Raw genomic sequence first — 23,852 nt, 5'->3', positions numbered from 1 at the left:
CGGCGGTGCATCGTCGAGTACGGCGAGCGCGGCCGCCGCATCGCGCCGGAGCCAGGCCGCGACGAATCGCGCGGTGGTCGCGAAGCCGTCGGGATTCGCATCGGCGGGCAGCTGCGCGAGCTTGTGCGCGGCTCCCCGCGAATCACCGCCGATCTCGCGCGAGAACGCCTGGCTGATCGCGCTCGTCGCGCTGTGCGGATCGATCACGAGCGCGCGCTCGTAGGCGGTATCGGCTTCGGCGTACCGGCCCATGTTGGTCAGCGTGTCGCCGACGAGCATCGGCCACTGCGGATTGCGCGGATCGAGCAGTTCGGCGCGGCGGTAGCCGGCGAGCGCATCGTCCCATTCGCCGCGACGGCGCTGGATGTTCGCGATCGACGCGGTGACGTCGGCATTGCTCGGCATGTCGCGCAACGCACGGCGGAACTCGGCGAGCGCGGCCGGGTAGTCGCGCCGGCCGTAGTAGTGCGCGTATCCCATCGCGAGGTGCGATTGCGCGAGATCCGGATCGAGCTCGAGTGCGCGCTGCGCCGCACGCAGGCCGGCGGCGGCACGCGCGGGCGTGTGGTCGAGCGGCAGCCAGTAGGCGTGGCTCTCGAGAAAGGACAGGCGCGCGTAGGCGAGTGCAAACTTCGGATCGCGCGAGATCGCCTGCTCGTACAGCGCACGCGCCTGCGCGGTCGCCGCGTGACGGTCGTTGGCCGTGCCCATCTCGACCTGCAGTGCGGAATATTCCGCACGCAGGAACAGGTCGTAGGCTTCCGCATCCTGCGTCGGCAAGCGCGCGAAGCGGCTCTGGTCGGCCGGCAGCAGCTTCGCCTGCAGCGCCGAAGCGACCTGCTCGGCGACGTCGCTCTGTACCGCGAACGCATCGGCGAGCATGCGCCGATAGCTGTGCGCCCACAGTTGCGTGCCGCTCGCCGGATCGATCAGCTGCACGTTGATGAGCACGTCCGCACCCGACTTCTGCACGTTGCCTTCGAGTACGCTGGCGACGCCGAGTTCGCGCGCGACATCGGCGAGGTCGGCGGGTCGGCTCTCGTAGGCCGCGGTCGAACGCCGCGAAACCACGCGCAGGTCCGAGATGCCGGCGAGCTGGGCGAGGATCGTTTCCTGGATGCCGCTCGCGAAATAGGCATTGGCGGGATCCGCGCTGAGGTTCGCGAACGGCAGCACCGCGATCGAATGCGGCGGCGCGCTCGCGGAACCGCGCGAGCCGCCGCCGCGCAGGAACGACCACGCGGCGACAACGATGCCGAAAGCGGCGAGCAGCGCGAGCGCGACGTGCATGCGGCGCCTTGCGGATCGCGCGGACGCGGCCTCCGGCGCCGCGCCGGCCGCCGTTGCGGAGGATGTGCCGTGCGGTTCCGGCGCGGCCGGGCCGGCGGTCGCGGGCTCCAGCTCGATCCTCTGCGCAGCGGCCACGAAGCGATAGCCGTGTCCACGCACGGTCTCGATGTATTGCGGAGCATCCCCGGTATCCCCGAGCGCTCGGCGCAGCGCGCTGAGGTGCCAGGTCAGCGTGTGCTCTTCGACGATCGTGTCGGGCCAGAGCGCCGCGTAAAGCGCCTCGCGCGACTGCAGGCGCCCCGCATCCTCGACCAGCAGCAGCAACAGGTCGAATGATTTGCGCGTGAGCGAAACCTCGGCGCCGCCGCGCTGCAGGCGGCGTTCGCCGGCGTCGAGCAGGAACGGACCGAACCGGTAGACGGCGCGCCCTGGAATGGCAGATTTCGCGAGCATGGTCACGCCGCAGCGCCGTCACACATGGATCACACGCAAATTACACCCACGCCCACGGCGCAGCACAGGGCGCACGATAGCCGATGTCGTATCCCTTGTGCTCCCCCACGCTGGCGAGGAACCACCCGTGTCCAATCCCTTGCGCCCCTTCCTGCCGCTCGCGCTCGCGGCCATCGCGACGACCGCTTCGAGCGTGCCCTCGCCTGCCTCCGCCCGCGCTCCCACGCACGGGCCCGTGACACGGGCGAGCGCGTTCCCGGCATCGCTCCCGGCCCGCCTCGCCGCACTGCAGCAGGCGCAGGCGGGCGCGTCCATGGCGAACCTGCCGCACTCGCTGTCGCCGAACGGCAGCGTGCCGTGGCTCGAACAGGAAGTATTCGTCACCGACGGTATCCAGGAAGATACGTTCGGATCGGCCGTGGCGATCGACGGCAACGTCGCGATCATCAGCGCGCCGCAGCCCGGTTCGGACTCCGGCGGCATCCCCGCGGGGCCCGGTCGCGCGTACATCCTGCGCAACGAAGGCGGCGGCTGGGTGCAGACCGACGTGCTCACCGCGGACGACGGCGAGACCGGCGACTTCTTCGGTTACGCGGTCGCGATCCAGGGCGATACCGCGCTCGTCGGCGCGCACTTCGCGACGATCGACGGGCACGCGCAGCAAGGCGCGGCCTATGTGTTCCGCTACGCCGACGGCGCCTGGACGCAGACGCAGAAGCTCGTCGCCGACGACGGTACGGCGCAGAGCTTCTTCGGCGCCGCGGTCGCGCTCGACGGCGACCACGCGTTCGTCGGCTCGTACGCCGCGACGATCAATGGCCACTTCGGGCAGGGCGCGGTGTACGCGTATTCGGGCGTGAACGAGGGCTCGCTGCAGCCTTCGGGCGAAATCACCAATCCCGATGGCATCGCCAACGACCAGTTCGGCTACTCGGTCGCCGCGCACGGCGGCAGCGTGATGATCGGCTCGCCGAACACCAAGGTCGGCGACCACGTGTCACAAGGCGCCGTGTTCCTCTACGAGTATGACGGCAGCAGCTGGACGCAGGCGCAGGAGATCGTTGCCGACGACGGCCTCGCCAACGATGCGTTCGGGCTTTCGGTCAGCTACGACGATGCGCACGCGCTCGTCGGCGTGCCGGTCGGCAACGGATTCCTCGGCGAGTTCTACGCGTTCGCGCACGACGGCGGCGCATGGACGCAGACGCAGAAGATCCTCGCGCCCGACGGCGCGACCGACATCTTCTACGCCGTGTCCGTCGCCCTCTCGGGTGATCGGGCGGTCGTCACCTATCCCGGCTACGGCGCCGGCCAGGGCCGCGTCGACCTGTTCGGGCTCGACGCCGGCGGCCACTGGAACCTGCTGCAGGCGTACGAGCATCCGTCGGGCGATCCGAGCGACCTGTTCCCGTACTACGGCTTCGCGGCCGGCATCTCGGGAGGCACCTTCGTCGTCGGCGCCTATGGGCGCAAGGTCGGCGACAACCTCTACCAGGGCGCGTCGTACTTCTACACGCGCGATGCGCTGTTCGCCGACGGCTTCGACGGCGGCTGAGCAACCGGTGCGGTGCCCGCCTCCCGCGCGGCGGGCGTTCGCGATTCCTCAACGCGATAGCGCGTCGGGGTCGTAGCGCTCCATGAACTTCTCGGGGTTCGCGAGCGGCGTGAAGCCGTACTGCGCATAAAGCCCATGCGCGTCGCGCGTCGCGAGCATGAAGCGACGCACGCGCACGAGGTCCGGATGCGCGAACACGAACTCCATGAGGCGCTTGCCGATGCCGCGCCCGCGCGCCGCATCGACGACGAACACGTCGCCGAGATAGGCGAAGCCGGCGCCATCGGTCACCACGCGCGCGAAGCCGAGCTGGCGCGTGCCTTCGTAGACGCCGAAGCAGAGCGAACGCTCGATCGCGCGCTCGACCAGCTCGCGGTGGATGCCGGGCACCCAGTACGACTCGTGGGCGAGGAAAGCGTGGATCGCATCGATGTCCAGGCGTGCGCGATCGGTGGAGAATAGGAGCCCATCGATCGACCGCTCGTGGTGCTCGCCCATGCCCTGCCCGTCCTCCCGCCTGCCTTGGTTGCCGATGCTGCTGCTCGGCGCGCTTGCCGGTTGTGCAACGCCCGTATTCAAGGACGCGCCTGCCGCCTCGCCGGGCGTCGCCGACGTCGCCACAGCACCCGAACGCTATCACGACGCCGAGGTCGTCTGGGGCGGCAAGATCGTCGCGCTGGAAAACCTCGCCGATACGACCGAAGTCCAGCTCGTCGCGTACCCGCTCGCCCGCGGGCAGCGGCCCGACACGCGCGCGCCGTCGCAGGGGCGCTTCGTGCTCGTCCTGCCCGGCTTCGTCGAACCGATGGACTACCCGCCGGGCCGCTGGCTGAGCCTGCGCGGGCGCATCGCCGGCAGCGAAATCCGCACGATCGACCGCAGCGAGGTGGTGCATCCGCGCGTCGCCGACGCCGAGGTGCACCTGTGGCCGCGGACTTTCCCGGATGATCGCGGCCAGTGGAGTTTCGGCGTCGGCGTGGGCGTCGGTATCCGTTGAGTCGGGCCATGGGGATGCGATGACGCACGACCGCGAGTCCGACCGGATTCGACGAGCGCCGACGACCGTCGACTGTCCCGAAACCGCGCGCCATCGACGCGGTGGCACTCGCGGTCAACCGCCTCGCACCGCCATGACGCGTCGCGCGGCTGCGTCGCACCCTATTCGCCGGCGGGCAACGCGAACGCGAGCACGTAGTCGCCGCGCGTGGTCCCGAATTTCGCATGGCCACCCGCCGCGACGACGACATACTGGCGCCCGCCGGCCTCGTAGCTCATCGGCGTCGCCTGCGCACCCGCGGGCAGGCGCATCGTCCACACCTCGGTGCCGGTCGCCGTATCGAACGCGCGAAGGTAATTGTCGGACGTCGCGCCGACGAAGGTGAGTCCGCCGGCGGTCGTGAGCGGGCCGCCGATGTTGGGCGCCCCGAGGATGTCCCAGAACGGCCACGGCGCGCGGTCGCGCGAGGTACCGAGCGGCTTCGACCACGCGATCGTGCCTTTGGCGAGATCGACCGCGACGAGCTTCCCCCATGGCGGCGCGATGCACGGCGCGCCGAGCGGCGACTTCAGCAGCGTGCGGCGCATGCCGTACGGCGTGCCGCGTTGCGAGGCGAACTCCCAGCCTTCGTAACGGCCCGATTCGTACTGTGGGACGAACTCCGCGCGCGGGACCAGCGTGACCACGAACGGCAGTTCCATCACGTTCGCGACGAGCAGGTGCCGCGCAGGGTCCCACGCGCCGCCGCCCCAATTCGAACCGCCTGCGTAACCCGGGCGCTCGATCGTGCCGGCAAGGCTCGGCGGCGTGTAGATGCCTTCGCTCTTCAGCGCCGCGATGCGTTCCCGGCACGCGTTGCGATCCCAGAACGTGAGTCCCCAGGCATCTTCGGGCTTGACCGGCGCATGCGACACCAGCGGCGGCAACGCGGAGAACGGTTGCGTCGGCGACGGCACTTCGCCGTCGACCACGTCCTGCGGCACCGCGCGCTCCTCGATCGGAAACAGCGCCTCGCCGGTCTCGCGATCCAGCACGAACACCTGTCCGGTCTTGTGCAGCTGCACGAGCGCGGGAACGCTGCGCCCGTCGCGCTCGAGGTCGACGAGCATCGGCTGCGAGGCGACGTCGTAGTCCCACAGGTCATGATGGACGAGCTGGCGCCCCCAGACGAACTCACCCGTCGCGACGCGCAAGGCGACGACGGAGTTCGCCCACTGCGTATCGCCGGACCGTACGCCGCCGAAGAAATCGGGGCTCGGCGAGCCCGTCGGCACGAACACGAGGCCGCGATCTGCATCGACCGCGAGCGGCGCCCAGGCATTCGCCGCACCGGTCCAGTGCGCCTGCTGCGCGTCGAGTTCGCCGAACTCGGGGTTGGCGGCATCGGCGGGCATGCGCGCCGTGCGTGGAATCGGGTCCCAATGCCAGATCTCGCGACCGCTGCGCAGGTTGAACGCACGCACGACGCCGAGCTCGAGATCGGTGCCGCCATTGTCGCCGATCGCCGAACCGATCACCGCGACATCGCCGGCGATCGCCGGGGGCGAGGTGACTTCGTACTGGCCGAGACGCCATTGCGACAGGCGCACGCCTCTGGACAGCGCGACTTCGCCATTCGTGCCGAAACCTGCACAGGGCGTGCCGCTGCGCGCATCGAGTGCGATCAGGCGTGCATCGATCGTCGCGAACAGGATGCGCTCGGCGCACGCGGCCGCGGCGTCGGCCTGCGCATCGCGCCACCAGCTGACGCCGCGCGACGCCATCTCGGAGTAGTCGAAGTCGCGCGGCACCTGCGCGTCGAACTGCCAACGCAGCTGGCCGGTCGCTGCATCGAGCGCGAACGCCTTGCCGGTCGCCGTATCGAAGTAGAGCGTGCCGTCGACCATCAGCGGCGTCGCCTCGAACGTGAGCGCGTCCTTCGCGCGCGCGAAGCCTTCGCCGAGTTCGCCGGTTCGGAACGTCCAGGCGAGTTCGAGCCGTCCGACATTCGCGGGCGTGATCTGCGCGAGCGGTGCATGCCGCTGGCCGCGTCCATCGCCGCCATACGCGGTCCATTCGAATGCCGCCTGCGCCGGCAGCGCCGCCGCGAATCCCGCGGCGAGCAGGATCTTCCTCATTGCAGTCCTCCTCCGTTCCGCGCTGATTGGACGCGCGGTCCCGGCGCCGGACAAGCGCGATGGGACGAGCGGGACGCCCGGCGACGCAGGCGGGACGAAGCCCCGCCGCCGTCGGCGCCGCCCGACAATCGGTGTCATGCCGTCACATGATCAGTCGCCGCGCCAGTCCTCGGGCAGCAGCGCGCGATAGCGCCGGCTGAGCAGCAGCTCGGTGCCGTCGCGCAAGGTCAGCGCGAGGTCGCCGTGCGCGCGCGGCGCGACCGCGTCGATGAAGTCCGCGCGCACGAGATGCGAGCGGTGCACGCGCAGGAACCGCGCGGGGTCGAGCCGCTGCGCGAGGCGCGACAGGGTCGCGCGCACGAGATGCGTGCGTTCGCGCGTGTGTACTTCGACATAGTTGCCCGCCGCGGACAGGCGCAGCACGTCGGCGATCGGCACGATGCGCGCGCGCCCACGCTCGTGCACGACGATGCTGGCGAGGCGTCCGGCGCGACCGAGGTCGCCGACGCGGCGCAGGCGTTCCTCATCCGCTGCTCCACCTTCGCTGCCGCGCCGTTCCGCGAGGCGTGCGGCGACGCGATCGAGGCATTGCGCGAACCGGGCGCGGTCGAACGGCTTGAGCAGGTAGTCGAGTGCGGCGACCTCGAACGCACGCAGCGCATGCTCGTGGTATGCGGTCGTGAACACGACCAGCGGATGCGGCGGCGCGGTGCGCGCGAGCACGTCGAATCCGTTCTCCGCGCCAAGTTGGATGTCGAGGAACAAAAGGTCCGGCGCCTGCGCGCGCAGCAGCGCGACGCCGCCGGCGACGTCTTCCGCCTCGCCGACGATTTTCCAGCCCGGATGCGCTTCGAGCAGGCGACGCAGCTTCGCACGCGCGGGCGGTTCGTCCTCGACGATCGCGACGCGGATTTCAGGCATCGCGTTCGAACGGCAGTTCGATCTCGATACGCGTGCCGGCGATGCGGCCGGGCCCGATCGAGAAACGATGCCGGCCCGGATACATGAGTTCGAGCCGGTGGCGCACGTTGGTGAGCCCGACGCCCGGCTCGTAGCCCGGGGCGAGCCCGCGGCCATCGTCCTCGACCGTGCAGAACACGGTCGCATCGTTCGCACCGATCGTCACCTGCACGCGGCCGCGGCCGGAAGCGAGCCCGTGCTCGAACGCGTTCTCCACAAGCGGTTGCAGCAGCAGGCGCGGGATGCGCGCATCGCGCGCCGCCGGCTCGACCTCGACCTGCGTCTCGAGCTTGCCGCGGAAGCGCTCGCGCATGAGTTCGAAGTAGCGCTCGAGCCAGACCACGTCGTCGACCACGCGCACGCGTGCGTCGCCGGTCTCGCTGAGCGCGACGCGCATGAGCACGGCGAGCGCGGCGATCATGCGGTCGGCCGCCTCGACGTCCTCGTGCATGCGGTTGGAGATCGCATTGAGCGTGTTGAACATGAAGTGCGGCTCGATCTGCGCGGTCAGCTGAGCGAGGCGCGCCTGGCCCAGGTCGCGCTCGAGCTGCAGCACGGCGAGTTCGCGCTCGCGCCGCGCGCGCTGGGCGCGCCAGGCGACGCAGGCGCCGGCGATCAGCGCGTAACTGATGAGGTCCTTCTGCAACTCGTAGGCGAAGCCGAGCAGCGGGTCGCCGAATTCGTAGTGTTCGCCCACGAGCGCGTAGACCAACTTGCGAAGCCCGACCATGCCGAGCGTGTGCAACAGCGAGAAGACGATCGCCGCGGCCAGGTGCAGCGGCACGCGCCGCAGCCAGTCCCTGCCCGACAGCGGATGGCGTCGTTCGAAGCGGAAGATGCCGATCGCGAGCACCGCGACGACGACCGCGCTGCTGAGTTCCCAGCACATCGGTTCCCATGCCGGGATGCGGCTGCCGCTGTTGCGATGGCCGATGACGACGTTGATGCCGAGCCAGAGACCGATGCCGAGCCAGGCCATCGCATAGGCGACCCATGGCCGCCAGCGTACGCGGCCGGCGCCATCGCCGGCCGCTGCGACGAGCGGGACCTGCCCACCGGCCTCGGGCACGACCGCCACCTCAGTCCGCCACGTCGGGCTCGAAGAACGACCAGCGCACATCGGGGAAGCGCGCCTTGAGGTCGCCCTCGATCGCGTTGATCGCCTCGACCAGTGCGCGCGCGGAGAGGTCGCCGCGCATCTCGGCCTTCACCGCGACCATGACGTCGACGCCGAGCTGCAGCGTGATCACGTTGAACACGCGCGCGATCTCCGGGCGCTGCTCGAGGAACGCATTGATCGCGCCCTTGAGTTCGGGATCGGCACTCTGCCCGATCAGCAATGCCTTCACCTCGATTGCAACGAACAACGCGACCAGCACCAGCAGCACGCCGATCGCGAGTGTGCCGATCGCATCGAACACGGGGTTGCCGGTGAGCATGGTCAGCAGCACCGCGGCGAGCGCGAACACGAGGCCCAGCAGCGCGGCGAGGTCCTCGCCGAACACGACGATCAGTTCGCTCTGCCGGCTCTCGCGGAACCAGTACCAGAGGCCGTGGTCGCCGCGCGCCTTGTTCACCTCGCGCAGGCAGCCCCACATCGAGAAGCTCTCGGCGACGATGCCGAACGCGAGCACGCCGACCGCGAGCCAAGGCCAGCGCAGCGGTTCGGGTTCGTGCAGCTTGTGCAGGCCCTCGTAGATCGAGAACGCACCGCCGACCGTGAACAGCAGCAGCGCGACGAGGAACGACCAGAAGTAGATCGCCTTTCCGTGGCCGAGCGGATAGTCGGGCGACGGCAGCCGCTTCGCGTTCTTGAGGCCGAGCAGCAGCAGGCCCTGGTTGCCGCAGTCGGCGAGCGAATGCACCGCCTCGGCGGTCATCGCGCCCGAGCCGGTCAGCGCGGCCGCGGCGGCCTTCGACACGAAGATCGCGAAGTTCGCGCCGAGCGCGAAGAAGATCGTCTTGAGCGAGTCGGCCTTGCCGGACATGCAGGATCGTTCCGTGGATCGGGGTTCGCCAGTGTAGGGCGGGACGGGCGCGGAACGGTAGGCGGGCGATGCCGCGACGTCACTTCGCGTGGCGCTGGGGCTTCCCGTGGGTTCTCCGGGGCTGCCCGACGTTACGCCAGGCCGCGCAGAGCGCGTCGTGCAGCAGGTCGGCGCGCACGGCGTCGAGCCGCACGAGCGTGCAGCCCTGGCGGCCCCATGCGCCCTTCGCGGGCGTGAATGCGGCCGGGTCCACGCGCATGAACAGTTCCTGCTGCTCCGGCGCGAGCTTGACCATTCCCCAGTGCGCATCGGGCGCACCGAGCGTCGCGAAAATGCGCTTGCCCACGCGAAAGTCGGCGTGCCCCATGTGCGCGCCTTCGAACGCATCGGGCAAGTCGAGCGCGAGCCGGCGGAAGTCGTCGGGGCGAAGGCCAGGCATGCATCACCTCGACCGCCGCGCGAGCGCGCTCATTCGCCGTCGCCGAGCGCCGCCTGCGTCTTCTTCGGCAGGTTCGCGCGCACGAGTTCGTAGGATCGGCGCACGAAGCCCGCGAGCTCGTCGCGCGTGTAGCGTTCCGGCTCGGTCACGCTGATCCAGAACGCGCGCGCCATGTAGTGCGCGGGCGCCATTCCCGGCTGCTCGCTGAGCTCGAGGAAACGGTCCGAATCGACCTTGAACGAAAGGCGGCCGCGATCGGGGCCGAGCGTGCAGTAAACGACGAACATCTTGTTCGCGACGCTCCAGACGAGGTCCACTTCCCACTTGATCGAGCGCGTCGCACCCGGCCAGCGTGCGCACAGATCGTCGAGGTCTGTTTCACCCAGGCCCGTGACCGGCTTGCCCATCGGCTCGACTCCACCCCAAAACACGCATCCTAGCCCGTCGCGACCGGGGCGGGAACCCGCACCCGCGCAAGGCGCGCGACCGCGCCGCATGGCATGCTTGCGCGGTCGCCCGCCCCCGCTGCCGCATGACCCAGGCCCGCTCGCCGAATCGCCGCCCATCGCGTCCGCGCGGACGTGCGTTCCGCACTGCCGATGGGCGCGTGCTGCGCCTACGCCCGGTGCGCGAGGAAGACATCGACGCGCTCAAGCGCGGCTTCGCCCGGCTCACGCCGGACCAGGTCCGCCAGCGCGTGTTCCATCGCATGACCGAGCTGTCCGACCAGGCCGCTCACAATCTCGTCCATTTCGATCCGGCGAAAACCGCGGCCTTCGTCGTCGTCGACGACGACGGCGAGATCCGCGCCGAGGCGCGCATGCACGTCGACGCGGAAGGCCGTTCGGCGGAGTTCGCGGTGGTCGTCGACCCGACCCTGCTCGGCATCGGCGTCGGCCGTGCACTCATGCAGCGGCTGGTCAGCGAAGGCCGTCGACGCGGCCTCGTCGAGCTGTGGGGCTCGGTGCTCGCCGACAACGCGCTCATGCTCGACTTCTCGCGCCGCCTCGGCGCGCGGCGCGAGGCGGTGCCCGGCGAAGCCGATCTCGTGCGCGTGCGCTTCGACCTCCGCCGCCCGCTGCGCGCCTACGCCTGAGGCTGCGCGGCGTCCACCGCGGGGACGCCGCCACGCCGACGCCGCATCCATTGCTGCAGGCGTTCGAAGTAGAGATAGATGACCGGCGTGATGTAGAGCGTGAGCAGCTGCGAGGTCACGAGGCCGCCGACCACGGCGAGGCCGAGCGGCCGACGCGCTTCGGCGCCCGCACCGAAGCCGAGCGCGATTGGCAGGGTGCCCATCAGCGCGGCGAACGTCGTCATCATGATCGGGCGGAAGCGGATGACGCAGGCATCGACGATCGCGTGCTCGGGATCCTCGCCCTCGCGCTGCTTCTCGAGCGCGAAGTCGATCATCATGATCGCGTTCTTCTTGACGATGCCGATCAGCATGATGAGGCCGACCGCGCCGTAAAGGTCGAGGTCCTTGCCGAACACCATGAGCGTCAGCAACGCGCCGAACACCGCGGTCGGCAGGCCCGAGAGGATCGTCAGCGGGTGGATGAAGCTTTCGTAGAGGATGCCGAGCACGAGGTAGATCACGAACACCGCGAGCAGCAGCAGGATGCCCATGCCCGACAGCGAATCCTGGAACTGCTGCGCGGTGCCCTGGAACGATGCGCTGATCGTGTCGGGCAGGTGCAGCTGCGCGACCGTGCGGTCGACGCCGGCCACCGCGTCGCTCAGCGACATCCCGGGCGCGAGGTTGAACGACACGGTCACCGCGGGCACCTGGCCGAGGTGGTTGATCGTCGCCGGGCCGACCGACTGGCCCGTGCGGGTGACGGCCGACAACGGCACGAGCTGGCTCGACGGTATCGCGGTCGCGTCGCCGGCGCTCGCCTTCGGTGGCAGGGTCGGCGTCACGTAGATCGACGACAGCACCGAGGTATCGGCCTGGCGCGCGGGATCGACCTGCAGCAGCACCCAGAACTGGTCGGTCGGCGTGTAGATCGTCGACACCTGCGCCGGCCCGAACGCGTAGTAGAGCGCGTTCTCGATCGCGTCGGGCGTGACGCCGTAGGCGGCCGCGGCGTCGCGGTCGATCGTCACGTCGAGCTGTGGATTGGCGACGAGCATGTCGCTGCTGACATCGAGGAAACCGGGGAGCTTCGACAGCGCGGCGACGAGCTTTGGGGTCCATTCGAACAGGCGCTTGGTGTCGGTGTCCTGCAGCACGAACTGGTAGGTGCTGTTGGTGAGGCGCCCGCCGATGCGGATCAGCGGCAGGTTCTGCGCGAACGCCTGCAGGCCCGGGATGCCCTGCAGCAGCGGCCGGATCTCCTGCACGACCTCGTCGGCGCTCTTGCGCTCGTGCGGCGGCTTGAGGTTGACGATCATGCGGCCGAGGTTGAGCGTGGCACTGCTGCCGCCCGCGCCGACGAAGGCCATGACGCCCGCGACGTTCGGATTGCTGCGCAGGATGTCCGCGGCCTTGCGCTGCTTGTCCAGCATCGCGTCGAAACCGATGTCCTGCGCCGCCTGGGTGAAGACGAACAGCTGGCCGGTGTCGTCGTTGGGGAGGAAGCCCTTCGGCATGCGCACCGCGAGCACGCCGGTCGCGACGACGAGCGCGAAGAACGTGAGCAACACGATGAAACGATGCCGCACGCTCACGCGCAGGGTGCGCGCGTAGGCCGACTGCAGCGCGTCGAACGCGCGCTCGCAGGCCTGGTACAGGCGGCCGTGCGTGCCGCCATGCAGGGGCTTGAGCATGCGGCTGCACAGCATCGGAGTCAGGCTGAGGCTGACGAAGCCCGAAACGAGCACGGCCGCGACGATCGTGATCGCGAACTCTTCGAGCAGGCGGCCGATGAGGCCGCCCATGAACACCACCGGGATGAACACCGCGGCCAGCGACAGGGTCATCGACACGATCGTGAAGCCGATTTCCTTCGCACCATCGAGCGTCGCGCGCAAGCGGTCCTTGCCCATCTCGAGGTGGCGCGAGATGTTCTCGAGCATGACGATCGCGTCGTCCACGACGAAGCCGACCGCGAGCGTGAGCGCCATCAGCGACAGGTTGTCGATGCTGAAACCGAGCGCGTACATGACCGCGAACGTGCCGACGATCGACATCGGCAGCGCCAGCGAGGGAATCAGGGTCGCCTGCAGGTTGCGCAGGAACACGAAGATCACGAGCACGACCAGGCAAAGCGCGAGGACGAGGCTGAACTTCACGTCGGCGACCGATTCGCGGATGCTCTGCGAGCGATCGTAGATCACGCGCAGTTCCGCGCCCGCGGGCAGCGTGCGCTGGAACGCCGGCAGCATCTTCCTGATGTCTTCGACGACCTGGATCGTGTTCGTGCCCGGCTGCTTCTGGATCGCGAGCACGACGCCCTGCTCGCCATCGATGAGCGCGCCGCCCTTGTCGTTCTGCACGCCGTCGTAGACGCGGGCAACGTCCTTTAGGCGCACCGGCGCGCCGTTCTGGTAGGTCACGATGAGGTCGCCGAACGCGGCCGCGTCGTACAGCTGGCCGCCGACCATCACGTTGTAGATGCGGTTCGGGCCGTACAGCGTGCCGGTGGGCAGGTTCACGTTGCCCTTGCCGATCGCGGCGGCGACAGTGTCGATGCCGAGGCCGCGCGTCGACAGCGCGTCCGGATCGAGGTCGATGCGCACCGCATATTTCTGCGAGCCGTACACGTTGACTTGGGCGACGCCGTTCACGGTCGAGATGCGCTGCGCGAGCGTGTTCTCGGCGTACTCGTCGAGCGTCGACAGGCGCAAGGTCTTCGAGGTGAACGCGACGAAGAAGATGGGCGAGTCGGCCGGGTTCACCTTGCGGAACGTCGGCGGCGTCGTCATCTGGCTCGGCAGCTGGCGCAGCGCGGCCGAGATCGCCGCCTGCACGTCCTGCGCGGCCGCGTCGATGTTGCGGTCGAGCGCGAACTGCAGGGTGATGTTGGTCGAGCCGAGCGCGCTCGACGAGGTCATCGAATCGATCGCGGGAATCGTCGAGAACTGCTTCTCGAGCGGCGTCGCGACCGCCGATGCCATCGTTTCCGGCGACGCACCCGGCAGGCTCGCCGACACCTGGATCGTCAGGAAGTCGACATTCGGCAGCGCGGCGACTGGCAGCAAGCGGTAGCCGACGATGCCGAACACGAGGATGCCGACCATGACCAGGGTGGTCATGACCGGCCGGCGCACGAAGACTTCGGAGACGCTCATCGCCGTGCTCCCGTCAGCCCGAGGCCGGCATGACCTTCACCGCCGCCTTGTCCTCGACGCGCGACTGGCCGTCGACCACGACCGTCTCGCCGGCCGCGAGGCCCAGCTCCACCACCGCTTCGCCGGCGACGACGCGGGCGACAGCCACCTTGCGCTGTTCGGCGGTCTGGTCGCTGCGTACGACGAAAACGTAGGCACCGTCGGGCCCGTTCTGCACTGCCTGCGCAGGCACGACGATCGCACCCGGGTCGTGGCCGATCGTGAGGCTCACGCCGACCAGTTGGCCCGGCCACAGCACGTGTCCCGCATTGGGAAACTCCGCACGCAGGCGCACCGTGCCCGTGCTCGTGTCGACCGCGTTGTCGATGAACGCGACCCTGCCTTCGACCGGGTCGTCGACGCCGACCACGTTCGCCTGGGCGAGCAGCGGGGCCGCCTTCTGCGCCGCCTGCACCCGGCCGAGCAGCGACGAGGGCAGCGAGAAGTTCACGTAGATCGGCTCGATCTGGTTGATCGTCACCAGCGGGTTGGTGTCGTTCGCCTTCACGACATTGCCGGGCTGGATCAGGATGCGCCCGATGCGGCCCGCCAACGGCGCACGGATGTCGGTGTAGGACAGCGCGACGCGCGCGGCGGCGACGTTCGCCTCGTCGACCTTCACGCTCGCGCGCGCGGCGTCGAGGTTGGTGCGGTACTGCTCCATCTGGTCGGCCGAGAGATAGCCCTTGGCCGCGAGGTCCTCGTAGCGCTTCACCTGCGAGCGCGCCTGATCGAGCGTCGCCTGGTCCTTCGCCTGCTGCGCGAGCGCCTGCTGCAGGCTTGCCTGCGCGGGGCGCGGGTCGATGCGGAACAGCAGTTGGCCCGCACTCACGTCGGCGCCGTCCTCGACGAGCGCTTCGAGCAGCTGGCCGTCGACGAGCGACTTCACCGCGACGCTGTTGATCGCCTCGACGCTGCCCGGCGCATTGACGAGCACGGGCATGTCGCGCGTCGCCGCGGTGGCGACGACGACCGGCGCGGGCGGTGCTGCCGGCGGCGCATGGTCACGCGAACACGCCGCCGCAAGCGTACAGGCCAACGCCAGGCCGGCGAACTTCGCACCGCGTTGCATGACTCGCCACCCGTCCATCCGCCACCCACTCCTTTGGATCGATCACGCTATTGTCGCCGATCGGCCTGTCGGGGTTCCCGACAGGCCGGTAAATGCGAGGTAAAGACCCCGCGTGACGATCGGCCCAGGCCGCCGGCTCGCGCTTGATGCGCATGACTTTCGGCATCATCTCGCGCACGCGCCCGGTCTGCACGGGCCGACCGCCGCCAGCCTGATAGAATGAGCGATTCCTGCGCCGCGCCGTTACCGCCGACGCACCCGCCGATGTCCTGCATGACCCGACTGATCCAACCCACCCTGCCGAGTTCGTCCCGCCAGCGTCGCTACTGGAAGGCGCCGCACGGCTCCGCGTTCGCCCTCGCGCTGGCCGAAACGGCGCGCACGCACGCGGGGCTCGTCGTCGCGGTTGCGCGCGATACCCACGCCGCTCACGCACTCGAGGCCGAACTGGCGGTGTTCGCCGGCAGCGACGTCGAGGTGCTGCAGTTCCCCGATTGGGAAACCCTGCCCTACGACCTGTTCTCGCCGCACCCGGACATCGTCTCGCAACGCGTCGCCACGCTGTACCGCTTGCCGACGCTCGCGCGCGGCGTGCTCGTCGTGCCGGTCGCCACGCTCATGCAACGGCTCGCGCCGCGCGGCTACGTCGGCGGTTCGAGCCTCGTGCTGGAGCTGCGCCAGAAGCTCGACATCGCGCACGAGCAGCGCCGCCTCGAGGCGGCCGGTTACCGCAACGTGCCGCAGGTGCAGGAGCCGGGCGATTTCGCGGTGCGTGGCGCGCTGCTCGACATCTACCCGATGGGCAGCCCGGCGCCGTATCGCGTCGAGCTCTTCGACGACGAGATCGAATCGATCCGTACGTTCGATCCGGAGACTCAGCGCTCGGACCACAAGGTCGACGCGGTGCGCCTCCTGCCCGCGCGCGAATTCCCGCTCACCGAGGAGTCGGCGAAGGCGTTCCGCAACACGCTGCGCGAGCGCTTCCCGATCGATCCGCGCCGCTGCCCGCTCTACCAGGACATCAAGGAAGGCGCAACGCCGGCCGGCATCGAGTATTACCTGCCTCTGTTCTTCGCGCAGACCGAAACGCTGTTCGATTACCTCGCCGATGGCGCGCTGTTCGTGCTCGGCGAAGGCGCGCTCGATGCCGCCGACACGTTCTGGACGCAGACCGGCGAGCGCTACGCGCAGCGCGCGCACGACGTCGAGCGCCCGGTGCTGCCGCCGGCCGAGCTGTACCTGACCACGCAGCAACTGCGCGAGCGCCTCAACGTGGCGTTGCGCGTCGACATCGTTTCGAACGCACCAGCCGCCGACCCTGGCGCGGCCGAACGCCACGCCGTCGACCTCGGCACGCAGCCGGCGCCGATGCTGCCGCTCGCGCGCAAGGGTGACGAATCCGGCGAGGCGCTTCGGCGCTTCGTCGCCGCGTATCCCGGACGCGTGCTGATCGCGGCCGATTCGGCCGGTCGCCGCGAGGCCTTGATCGAACAACTCGCCGCCGCGCGCCTGCGCCCGCAGTCGTATGCCGGCTGGCGCGATTTCATCGATGACGGCAACCGTTTCGGCATCACCGCGGCATCGCTGGAACAGGGTTTCGCGCTGACCGACCCCGCGATCACCGTGCTCACCGAGCGCGAGTTGCATGGCGAGCGCGTGCAGCAGGTGCGCCGGCGCAAGCGCGCCGCGCGCGACCCGGAACAGGTGCTGCGCGACCTGTCCGAGCTCGTGCCGGGCGCGCCGATCGTGCACATCGACCACGGCGTGGGTCGCTACCAGGGGCTGATCAAGCTCGACGTGGGAGGCCGCGCGCAGTTCGGCGAGGAGCCTTCGGAGTTCCTCGCGATCGAGTACGCCAAGGGCGACAAGCTGTACGTGCCGGTCGCGCAGCTGCACCTCGTCTCGCGCTACTCCGGTACTGCGCCCGAACTCGCGCCGCTGCACGCACTCGGCGGCGATGCATGGGAACGCGCGAAGAAGAAGGCCGCGCAGAAGGTGCGCGACGTCGCCGCCGAGCTGCTCGCGATCTACGCGCAGCGCGAGGCACGCCAGGGCACGGCGCTGGTGATCGACCGCGAACTCAACGAGCAGTTCGCCGCCGCGTTCCCGTTCGAGGAAACGCCCGACCAGAGCACCGCGATCGAAGCCGTGCTCGCCGACCTCGCCGCGGCCAAACCGATGGACCGCGTGGTCTGCGGCGACGTCGGCTTCGGCAAGACCGAAGTCGCGCTGCGCGCCGCATTCGCCGCCGCGACTGCGGGCAAGCAGGTCGCGGTGCTCGCGCCGACCACCCTGCTCGCCCAGCAGCACTTCCAGAACTTCCGCGACCGCTTCGCCGACTGGCCGATCCGTGTCGAGGTGCTGTCGCGCTTCAAGTCGAAGAAGGAGATCGACGCCGCGCTGGAGAAGCTCGCGGACGGGCGCATCGACGTGATGATCGGCACGCACAAGCTGGTGCAGCCCGACGTGCGCTTCAAGGACCTCGGTCTCGTCATCATCGACGAGGAGCAGCGTTTCGGCGTGCGCCAGAAGGAAGCCTTGAAGAAGCTGCGCGCCGAGGTCGACCTGCTCACCCTCACCGCGACGCCGATTCCGCGCACGCTCAACATGGCGATGGCCGGGCTGCGCGACCTGTCGATCATCGCCACGCCACCGGCACACCGCCTCGCCGTCCAGACGTTCATCAGCCCGTACGATACGGCGCTGATCCGCGAGGCGCTGCAGCGCGAGCACGCGCGCGGCGGGCAGGTGTACTTCCTGCACAACGACGTCGAGACGATCGAGAAGACCGCTCGCGAACTCGCCGAACTCATGCCCGACGCGCGCATCCGCTACGCGCACGGCCAGATGCCGGACCGCGAACTCGAGCTCATCATGCTCGACTTCTACCGCCAGCGCTTCAACGTGCTGGTCGCGACGACGATCATCGAGTCGGGCATCGACGTGCCGAGCGCGAACACGATCATCATCAACCGCGCAGACCGCTTCGGTCTCGCCCAGCTGCACCAGCTGCGCGGCCGCGTCGGCCGTTCGCACCATCGCGCCTATGCCTACCTGATGATCCCGGAAGGGCGTTCGATCACCGCCGACGCGGAGAAGCGCCTCGAGGCACTCGCCTCGCTCGACGAACTCGGCGCCGGCTTCACGCTCGCCACGCACGATCTCGAGATCCGGGGCGCGGGCGAACTGCTCGGCGAGGAGCAGAGCGGGCAGATCGAGGAAGTCGGCTTCTCGCTCTACACCGAGATGCTCGATCGCGCGGTGCGGGCGCTGCGCCAGGGCAAGGTGCCGGATTTCGATCTCACCAGCGAGCACGAAACCGAGATCGAGCTGCACCTGCCCGCGCTGATCCCGGACGATTATCTCCCCGACGTCAACACGCGCCTCACCCTGTACAAGCGCATCGCGAGCGCGCGCGACGAGGATGCGCTGCGCGAACTGCAGGTCGAAATGGTCGATCGCTTCGGCCTGTTGCCCGACCCGGTCAAGCAGCTGTTCGCGGTGACCGCGCTCAAGCTCGCCGCGACGCCGCTCGGCATCCGCAAGCTAGAACTCGGCGCGAGCGGCGGACGCGTGATCTTCCGCCCGAACCCCGCGGTCGAACCACTCACGGTGATCCGCCTGATCCAGTCGCAGCCCCGTGTCTATGCACTGGACGGCCAGGACAAGTTGCGCTTCAAGCTGCCGCTCGAAGGCGCGAGCGAACGGCTGCGTGCCGCGCACGACCTGCTCCGCGCGCTGGGCGCCCGCATCGCGGCGTAGCCGCGCCTTGCGGCGGTGGAAAGCGCTGTTCGAGCGTGAACGGCGCTCGAACTGCATTGGATGTACAGCGATCGCGATCGACGACGCGCGCGTGAATGCCCACTGTCCCGTTCATCCATCGCAACGCCGCGGTTCAGCGGCGCGGCGTAGCCTCGTTCGACGGACAACGGCGTTTCCTTACGCCGCTGTTCTTCCGATTGCCACAATGAGGACACGCCATGAACCTTCGTTCCAGCTTGATCATTGCGACCGCGACGGTCGCCCTGGCCGCGCTGCCGGCGGTCGCCCAGCAGACCACGACGACGGAGACCACGACGACCACGACGGTCAAGAAGGGCCACCATCGCTACGTCTATTACGGCGATCACGACATCTACTTCGCCCCCGAAACCAAGGTGTACTACTGGCGCGAAGGCGACGACTGGCGCTCGGCCAGCGAGTTGCCCGAAACGTATCGCACGTACATCACGCGCGGCGGCGTCAACATCGAACTCGACACCGAGAAGCCGTACGAGCGCAACGAATGGGTGATCGCGCACTACAAGAACCACGATCACGACGACGATTGATGCACGGTTTCAACCTCATCGCCGGCGGCCCCCGGGCCGCCGGCGTTTTCGTTGCCTACCCTGCGCGTGCGCCGCTAGACTTTCCGCGATCGACGACATGGAGCACGGCAGTGAACGCACAGCGCGCAACCACGACAGGCTGGCGATGAAGTCGCCCAACGACCTGCTGCACCGCTTCCAGCTCGAACGTGCCGGTGTCCGTGGCGCGTTGGTTCGCCTGGAGCGGGGGTGGCGCGACCTGCGCTCCAACGGCGAGTACCCGGGCCCGCTCGGCGAACTGCGCGGCCAAGCCGTGGCGGCGAGCGCGCTCTTCACGAGTTCGATCAAGTTCGACGGCCGCCTCTCCGTGCAGCTGCAGGGCAGCGGCGCGCTGCGTCTGTTGTTCGCCGAATGCACGCACGACGGCTGCGTGCGCGGCATTGCGCGCTGGACCGGCGCGCCGCCGACCGCGCCGATCCGGCTCGATCCCGAAGCACGCCTCGCGATCACGATCGAGAACCGCGTCACCGATACGCGCTACCAGGGGATGGTGCCGGTCGAAGGGGGCGACCTCGCGGAGGCTTTCGAAAGCTACTTCGAACGCTCCGAGCAGCTGCCGACCCGCATCATGCTCGCGGAAAGCAGCGGTCGTTGCGGCGGCCTCATGCTGCAGCAGGTCGCGCGCGAAGGCGGCCAGAGCACGATCGACGAGGACGGCTGGAACCGCGTCGGCCACCTGCTCGCGACGACGACGGCGCGTGAACTGCTCGAGCTGCCGCCCGACGTGCTGCTGCTGCGCCTGTTCCACGAGGAAGAGGTGCGCCTGCAACCGGCGCAGCCCCTGGTGTTCGCCTGCACCTGCTCGCGCGAACGCGTCGAGGGGATGCTGCGCTCGCTCGGCCGCGGCGAAGCGGACGCCACGCTCGCCGAACAGGGCTCGATCGAAGTGCACTGCGAATTCTGCAACCGGCGCTACGTGCTCGACGAAAACGACGTCCACGAGGTCTTCCGCGCGATCGAGCCTGCACCACCGGGGGCGACGCGGCACTGATGCCCGCGGATGGCTCCGGCCGCGCGCGGGCCGGTGGCCCTTTCCTGCCGCACTACATCCGCGTCGAATCCGTCCGCCGTTCTCCCTTGAGCGGGCCCGCAGGGCCGGAGTCGAAGGGTCATTCGGCGCACCGCCGGCGCGCGTGACACGAGGCACGCGGCCGGCATGAACAAGGCGAAACCCGCATGGACACCATGACGATCCGCCCGGGCGAGCCCGCCGACGCCGCGACGCTCGCCGCATTCGCCGCGCGCAGCTTCGCCGACGCGTTCGGCGCAGCCAACGACCCCGTGCGCCTGCAGGCCTTCCTCGCTGAAACCTACGGCGTCGATCAGCAGTCGCGTGAACTCGCCGACCGCGACACCATGACATGGCTCGCGGTTCTCGATGGCGAACTCGTCGCCTATGCGCAGCTGCACCGCGGCCCCGCGCCCGCGTGCGTCGGCAGGGCGGACGCGATCGAGCTGCGGCGGTTCTACGTCGACCGCGCCGCGCACGGCCGCGGCGTCGCGCAGCAGCTGATGGACGCGGTGCGGGCGAGCGCGCGCGCATCCGGCGCGCGCGTCCTCTGGCTTGGCGTGTGGGAGCACAACCCGCGCGCAATCGCCTTCTATCGCAAATGCGGCTACCTCGACGTCGGCAGCAAGAACTTCGACGTCGGCGGCGACCTGCAGACCGATCGCGTCATGCGCCTCCCGCTCGATCAGGACGGCGCGAGGTAGCGGCTCGGAGCGATGCCGGTCACGCGGCGGAACATCGTCGCGAACGCGGACGCGCTCTCGTAGCCGAGGTCGAACGCGATCGTCGTGATCGGCTCGCCTGCGGCGAGCCGCGGCAACGCGGCGAAGATCGCCGCCTGGCGCCGCCACTGCGCGAAGCTGATGCCGGTTTCCGTGCGGAAGCGGCGCGTGAACGTGCGCCGGCTCCACGCGAGATCCGCGCACCAGTCGTCGATCGTTTCGTGCGGCGACGGCTGCGCAAGATGGGCACGGCAGCGCGCGGCAAGCCGTTCGTCGGCCGGGAAAGGGATGTCGAGCGGCAATACCGGGGCACGGCGGATCTCCTCGACGATCAGCGAGAACACGAGGTCGCTGCGCGAGCCCTTGCGGTACGGCAGCGGCAGGTCGGCGGTTTCGATCAGGAGTTCGCGCAGCAGCGGCGATATCGCGACCACGCGGCAGTCGGCCGGCAAGGTCGCGTCGATCGCAGGGTCGACGTAGATGCTGCGCGTGCTCACCTGCGCGAGCGCATCCACCTCGTGCTGCATGCCGGCCGGAATCCACACCGCGCGCTCGGGCGGCACGATCCAGCGCCCGGCTTCGGTGCCGACGAGCATGACGCCGGTCGCCGCATACAGCAGCTGCGAACGCCGGTGCCGGTGCCGCCGCACGTGATGGTTCGTCGGCAGCTCGTTCGCCGTGGCGACGATCGGCCCGGGCAGGGCGTCGGCCCGGTTCGCGTGGACGTTGCGCATGTTGGCCCGATCGCAAGGGAAGCTGACCTATTCGATAATGCGGGCAGCCGCCCCGCGATGTCCAATACGCTCATGCGCAATCCCTCCCCTGCTTCCGGCGCGCTCGCCGACGCGCCGATCACGCCGCCCGATCCTGTCGAACGCCCGGCTGAAAGCGCGGCACGCACCGCCTTCCCGATCCTCGCGATGCTGAGCGTCTGCCACCTGCTCAACGACCTCATCCAGTCGCTGCTGCCGGCGATCTATCCGCTGCTCAAGCAATCGTTCTCACTCGACTTCGGGCAGATCGGGCTCATCACGCTGACCTTCCAGCTCACCGCATCGCTGCTGCAGCCATTCGTCGGCATCTATACCGACAAGCGGCCGATGCCGTACTCGCTCGCGATCGGCATGGGCTTCACCCTCGGCGGCCTGCTGCTGCTCTCGCACGCGACGACCTTCCCGGTGCTGCTGCTGGCGGCCGCGCTGATCGGGTCGGGTTCGTCGGTGTTCCATCCCGAGTCTTCGCGCGTCGCGCGCATGGCCTCGGGCGGACAGCACGGGCTCGCGCAGTCGCTGTTCCAGGTCGGCGGAAACGTCGGCTCGGCGAGCGGACCACTGCTCGCCGCCTTCATCGTGATGCCGCGCGGGCAAGGCAGCGTCGCCTGGTTCGCGATCGCGGCGCTCGTCGCGATCGTGCTGCTCGCGCGCATCGGCGGCTGGTATGCCACGCATATCCGTGCCCATCGCGCGGCGGGCATCGCACAGCGTGCGCACGCGCTGCCGCGCCGCACCGTGATCGCGACGCTGCTCGTGCTCGGCGTGCTGATCTTCTCCAAGTACTTCTATCTCGCGAGCATCAGCAGCTACTACACGTTCTACCTCATGCAGAAGTTCCAGCTCGGTGCGCAGAGCGCGCAGCTGCACCTGTTCGCATTCCTCGGCGCGGTCGCGGCGGGCACCCTCGTCGGCGGGCCGGTCGGCGACCGCATCGGCCGGCGCTACGTGATCTGGGGATCGATCCTCGGCGTACTGCCGTTCACCCTGCTGCTGCCGCATGCGAGCCTGTTCTGGACTACCGTGCTCACGATCGTGATCGGCCTGGTCCTGTCGTCGGCGTTCTCGGCGATCATCGTCTACGCGCAGGAACTCGTGCCCGGCCGCACCGGCGTCATCGCAGGTTTGTTCTTCGGCTTCGCGTTCGGCATGGGCGGCCTCGGCGCGGCCGTGCTCGGCGAGCTTGCCGACCATATCGGCATCGAGGCGGTCTATGGCATCTGTGCGTGGCTGCCCGCGCTGGGCCTGCTCGCCTGGTTCCTGCCCGATCCGCGCGTGAAGGCGTGACGGCCGGCGGGACCCGCGCTGCGCGCTCGACCCGCCCTACGAGTCTCCACCGTTGCTCGCGGTGACCTGCGCCCGCGTACGGCGGGACGCGCAATGCGCGTGCCGCCGAAGCGCCGCGGTGGTCGCGCATGCCGCAAGGCTGCGGCGGGACTGGCGCTGCGCGCTCGACCCGCCCTACGAGGTTTCCACCGTTGCTCGCGGTGACCTGCGCCCGCGTGGGGCGGGACGCGCAACGCGCGTGCCGCCGAAGCGCCGCGGTGGTCGCGCATGCCGCAAGGTTGCGGCGGGACTCGCGCTGCGCGCTCGACCCGCCCTACGAGGTTTCCACCGTTGCTCGCGGTGACCTGCGCCCGCGTGGGGCGGTACGCGCAACGCGCGTGCCGCCGACGCACCGCGGTGGTCGCGCATGTCGCAAGATTGCAGCGGGACTCGCTGCGCGCTCGACCCGCCCTACGATTCTCCACCGTTGCTCGCGGTGACCTGCGCCCGCGTAGGGCGGGACGCGCAACGCGCGTGCCGCCGAAGCGCCGCGGTGGTCGCGCATGTCG

At 69.5% G+C, this 23,852-nt stretch carries 19 protein-coding genes; 8 read left to right on the top strand and 11 right to left on the bottom strand.

Features of this window, described 5'->3' with window-relative positions:
- On the bottom strand, nucleotides 1-1,743 hold a 1,743-nt coding region (locus ACTHK2_RS06495), incomplete at its 3' end, for a winged helix-turn-helix domain-containing protein (protein WP_440244888.1).
- 127 nt (nucleotides 1,744-1,870) lie between these two features.
- Between ACTHK2_RS06495 and ACTHK2_RS06490 the strand changes: the two genes are divergently transcribed.
- On the top strand, nucleotides 1,871-3,298 hold the full coding sequence (locus ACTHK2_RS06490; protein ID WP_440244887.1) for a hypothetical protein: 1,428 nt from the start codon (nucleotides 1,871-1,873) through the stop codon (nucleotides 3,296-3,298).
- Between the two features lie 48 nt (nucleotides 3,299-3,346).
- On the opposite strand, the gene ACTHK2_RS06485 is transcribed toward ACTHK2_RS06490, so the two are convergent.
- On the bottom strand, nucleotides 3,347-3,796 hold the full coding sequence (locus tag ACTHK2_RS06485) for a GNAT family N-acetyltransferase (RefSeq protein WP_440244886.1): 450 nt from the start codon (nucleotides 3,794-3,796) through the stop codon (nucleotides 3,347-3,349).
- Between ACTHK2_RS06485 and ACTHK2_RS06480 the strand changes: the two genes are divergently transcribed.
- The gene (locus tag ACTHK2_RS06480; protein WP_440244885.1) at nucleotides 3,795-4,295 is read left to right on the top strand and encodes a Slp family lipoprotein; all 501 of its coding nucleotides are present in this window, start codon (nucleotides 3,795-3,797) and stop codon (nucleotides 4,293-4,295) included. The genes ACTHK2_RS06485 and ACTHK2_RS06480 overlap by 2 nt on opposite strands.
- Nucleotides 4,296-4,456: 161 nt before the next feature.
- Here the strand turns inward: ACTHK2_RS06480 and ACTHK2_RS06475 are convergent, their stop codons facing one another.
- From ACTHK2_RS06475 to ACTHK2_RS06450, 6 genes are all read right to left on the bottom strand, one after another.
- Nucleotides 4,457-6,412 carry a pyrroloquinoline quinone-dependent dehydrogenase gene (locus tag ACTHK2_RS06475; protein ID WP_440244884.1) on the bottom strand — a complete coding sequence of 652 codons (1,956 nt, stop codon included), beginning with the start codon at nucleotides 6,410-6,412 and terminating at the stop codon, nucleotides 4,457-4,459.
- 150 nt (nucleotides 6,413-6,562) lie between these two features.
- Nucleotides 6,563-7,333 carry a LytR/AlgR family response regulator transcription factor gene (locus ACTHK2_RS06470; RefSeq protein ID WP_440244882.1) on the bottom strand — a complete coding sequence of 257 codons (771 nt, stop codon included), beginning with the start codon at nucleotides 7,331-7,333 and terminating at the stop codon, nucleotides 6,563-6,565.
- Nucleotides 7,326-8,441 carry a sensor histidine kinase gene (locus ACTHK2_RS06465; RefSeq protein ID WP_440244881.1) on the bottom strand — a complete coding sequence of 372 codons (1,116 nt, stop codon included), beginning with the start codon at nucleotides 8,439-8,441 and terminating at the stop codon, nucleotides 7,326-7,328. The genes ACTHK2_RS06470 and ACTHK2_RS06465 overlap by 8 nt, the downstream gene beginning before the upstream one ends.
- 10 nt (nucleotides 8,442-8,451) lie before the next feature.
- Nucleotides 8,452-9,360, bottom strand: a complete 909-nt coding sequence (locus ACTHK2_RS06460) for a cation diffusion facilitator family transporter (RefSeq protein WP_440244880.1) — start codon at nucleotides 9,358-9,360, stop codon at nucleotides 8,452-8,454.
- A gap of 79 nt (nucleotides 9,361-9,439) precedes the next feature.
- On the bottom strand, nucleotides 9,440-9,799 hold the full coding sequence (locus ACTHK2_RS06455) for an MmcQ/YjbR family DNA-binding protein (protein WP_440244879.1): 360 nt from the start codon (nucleotides 9,797-9,799) through the stop codon (nucleotides 9,440-9,442).
- 29 nt (nucleotides 9,800-9,828) lie between these two features.
- Nucleotides 9,829-10,206: an MmcQ/YjbR family DNA-binding protein gene (locus ACTHK2_RS06450; RefSeq protein ID WP_440244878.1), complete on the bottom strand. Its 378-nt coding sequence runs from the start codon at nucleotides 10,204-10,206 to the stop codon at nucleotides 9,829-9,831.
- A 200-nt stretch (nucleotides 10,207-10,406) separates the two neighbouring features.
- Here ACTHK2_RS06450 and ACTHK2_RS06445 point away from each other — a divergent pair, with 200 nt between their 5' ends.
- Complete coding sequence (locus tag ACTHK2_RS06445; protein ID WP_440244877.1) at nucleotides 10,407-10,895, top strand: N-acetyltransferase family protein; 489 nt, start codon at nucleotides 10,407-10,409, stop codon at nucleotides 10,893-10,895.
- Here the strand turns inward: ACTHK2_RS06445 and ACTHK2_RS06440 are convergent.
- Nucleotides 10,886-14,035, bottom strand: a complete 3,150-nt coding sequence (locus tag ACTHK2_RS06440) for an efflux RND transporter permease subunit (RefSeq protein ID WP_440244876.1) — start codon at nucleotides 14,033-14,035, stop codon at nucleotides 10,886-10,888. The genes ACTHK2_RS06445 and ACTHK2_RS06440 overlap by 10 nt on opposite strands.
- A 13-nt stretch (nucleotides 14,036-14,048) precedes the next feature.
- Nucleotides 14,049-15,146 (bottom strand): efflux RND transporter periplasmic adaptor subunit, encoded by a 1,098-nt coding sequence (locus ACTHK2_RS06435; protein WP_440244875.1) that lies wholly within the window; start codon nucleotides 15,144-15,146, stop codon nucleotides 14,049-14,051.
- 273 nt (nucleotides 15,147-15,419) lie between these two features.
- Here ACTHK2_RS06435 and mfd point away from each other — a divergent pair, with 273 nt between their 5' ends.
- From mfd to ACTHK2_RS06415, 4 genes are all read left to right on the top strand, one after another.
- Entirely contained in the window at nucleotides 15,420-18,908 is a 3,489-nt protein-coding gene (gene mfd / locus ACTHK2_RS06430; RefSeq protein ID WP_440244874.1) for a transcription-repair coupling factor, read from the top strand.
- Nucleotides 18,909-19,126: 218 nt separating this feature from the next.
- On the top strand, nucleotides 19,127-19,477 hold the full coding sequence (locus ACTHK2_RS06425; protein WP_440244873.1) for a hypothetical protein: 351 nt from the start codon (nucleotides 19,127-19,129) through the stop codon (nucleotides 19,475-19,477).
- A gap of 145 nt (nucleotides 19,478-19,622) precedes the next feature.
- Nucleotides 19,623-20,507 (top strand): Hsp33 family molecular chaperone HslO, encoded by an 885-nt coding sequence (hslO, locus tag ACTHK2_RS06420; RefSeq protein ID WP_440244872.1) that lies wholly within the window; start codon nucleotides 19,623-19,625, stop codon nucleotides 20,505-20,507.
- A 185-nt stretch (nucleotides 20,508-20,692) separates the two neighbouring features.
- Nucleotides 20,693-21,229, top strand: coding sequence for a GNAT family N-acetyltransferase (locus tag ACTHK2_RS06415; RefSeq protein WP_440244871.1), 537 nt, complete (start codon nucleotides 20,693-20,695; stop codon nucleotides 21,227-21,229).
- Here ACTHK2_RS06415 and ACTHK2_RS06410 read toward each other — a convergent pair.
- Nucleotides 21,211-21,981 (bottom strand): AraC family transcriptional regulator, encoded by a 771-nt coding sequence (locus ACTHK2_RS06410; protein WP_440244870.1) that lies wholly within the window; start codon nucleotides 21,979-21,981, stop codon nucleotides 21,211-21,213. The genes ACTHK2_RS06415 and ACTHK2_RS06410 overlap by 19 nt on opposite strands.
- A 72-nt stretch (nucleotides 21,982-22,053) precedes the next feature.
- Between ACTHK2_RS06410 and ACTHK2_RS06405 the strand changes: the two genes are divergently transcribed.
- The gene (locus tag ACTHK2_RS06405; RefSeq protein ID WP_440244869.1) at nucleotides 22,054-23,304 is read left to right on the top strand and encodes an MFS transporter; all 1,251 of its coding nucleotides are present in this window, start codon (nucleotides 22,054-22,056) and stop codon (nucleotides 23,302-23,304) included.
- The last annotated feature ends 548 nt before the right edge of the window (nucleotides 23,305-23,852 follow it).

The organism is Dokdonella sp., assembly GCF_051958935.1.
Taxonomy (GTDB): domain Bacteria; phylum Pseudomonadota; class Gammaproteobacteria; order Xanthomonadales; family Rhodanobacteraceae; genus Dokdonella_A.
Note: the sequence above shows the minus strand (reverse complement) of the source record. Positions and strands in the feature narration are given on the sequence as shown.

Excerpts from the sequence above, each read along its gene's own strand:
- ACTHK2_RS06480 (WP_440244885.1), top strand. The coding sequence starts at position 3,795 with ATGCCCTGCCCGTCCTCCCGCCTGCCTTGGTTGCCGATGCTGCTGCTC.
- ACTHK2_RS06485 (WP_440244886.1), bottom strand. The coding sequence starts at position 3,796 with ATGGGCGAGCACCACGAGCGGTCGATCGATGGGCTCCTATTCTCCACC.
- ACTHK2_RS06475 (WP_440244884.1), bottom strand. The coding sequence starts at position 6,412 with ATGAGGAAGATCCTGCTCGCCGCGGGATTCGCGGCGGCGCTGCCGGCG.
- ACTHK2_RS06470 (WP_440244882.1), bottom strand. The coding sequence starts at position 7,333 with ATGCCTGAAATCCGCGTCGCGATCGTCGAGGACGAACCGCCCGCGCGT.
- ACTHK2_RS06460 (WP_440244880.1), bottom strand. The coding sequence starts at position 9,360 with ATGTCCGGCAAGGCCGACTCGCTCAAGACGATCTTCTTCGCGCTCGGC.
- ACTHK2_RS06455 (WP_440244879.1), bottom strand. The coding sequence starts at position 9,799 with ATGCCTGGCCTTCGCCCCGACGACTTCCGCCGGCTCGCGCTCGACTTG.
- ACTHK2_RS06450 (WP_440244878.1), bottom strand. The coding sequence starts at position 10,206 with ATGGGCAAGCCGGTCACGGGCCTGGGTGAAACAGACCTCGACGATCTG.
- ACTHK2_RS06440 (WP_440244876.1), bottom strand. The coding sequence starts at position 14,035 with ATGAGCGTCTCCGAAGTCTTCGTGCGCCGGCCGGTCATGACCACCCTG.
- ACTHK2_RS06435 (WP_440244875.1), bottom strand. The coding sequence starts at position 15,146 with ATGCAACGCGGTGCGAAGTTCGCCGGCCTGGCGTTGGCCTGTACGCTT.
- mfd (WP_440244874.1), top strand. The coding sequence starts at position 15,420 with ATGACCCGACTGATCCAACCCACCCTGCCGAGTTCGTCCCGCCAGCGT.
- ACTHK2_RS06425 (WP_440244873.1), top strand. The coding sequence starts at position 19,127 with ATGAACCTTCGTTCCAGCTTGATCATTGCGACCGCGACGGTCGCCCTG.
- hslO (WP_440244872.1), top strand. The coding sequence starts at position 19,623 with ATGAAGTCGCCCAACGACCTGCTGCACCGCTTCCAGCTCGAACGTGCC.
- ACTHK2_RS06415 (WP_440244871.1), top strand. The coding sequence starts at position 20,693 with ATGGACACCATGACGATCCGCCCGGGCGAGCCCGCCGACGCCGCGACG.
- ACTHK2_RS06410 (WP_440244870.1), bottom strand. The coding sequence starts at position 21,981 with ATGCGCAACGTCCACGCGAACCGGGCCGACGCCCTGCCCGGGCCGATC.
- ACTHK2_RS06405 (WP_440244869.1), top strand. The coding sequence starts at position 22,054 with ATGCGCAATCCCTCCCCTGCTTCCGGCGCGCTCGCCGACGCGCCGATC.